Origin of the sequence: Mesorhizobium sp. GbtcB19 (assembly GCF_019091085.1) — a bacterium.
Taxonomy (GTDB): Bacteria; Pseudomonadota; Alphaproteobacteria; order Rhizobiales; family Rhizobiaceae; genus Mesorhizobium.
On record NZ_JAGXJY010000289.1, the window covers coordinates 1 to 262 of the forward strand.

Below are 262 nucleotides of genomic sequence, written 5' to 3' on the forward strand. Positions count from 1 at the left end.
CGGCGGCCAGACGCCGCTGAAGCTGGCCGTCGCGCTGGAAAAGGCCGGCATCCCGATCCTCGGCACTTCGCCCGACATGATCGATCTGGCCGAAGGCCGCGACCGTTTCCAGAAGCTGCTGCACAAGCTCAACCTCACCCAGCCGAAAAACGGCAACGCCTATTCGGTCGAGCAGGCCCGCCTCGTCGCCGGCGAGCTCGGCTTACCGCTGGTGGTGCGCCCGTCCTATGTGCTCGGCGGCCGCGCCATGCAGATCATCCAT

1 protein-coding gene is annotated in these 262 nt (G+C 66.8%); it reads left to right on the top strand.

What is annotated here, in order from left to right; all coding sequences use genetic code 11:
* Positions 1-262: hypothetical protein (locus KVT37_RS32320; protein ID WP_217579041.1), on the top strand; the 262-nt coding region annotated here is incomplete at both ends.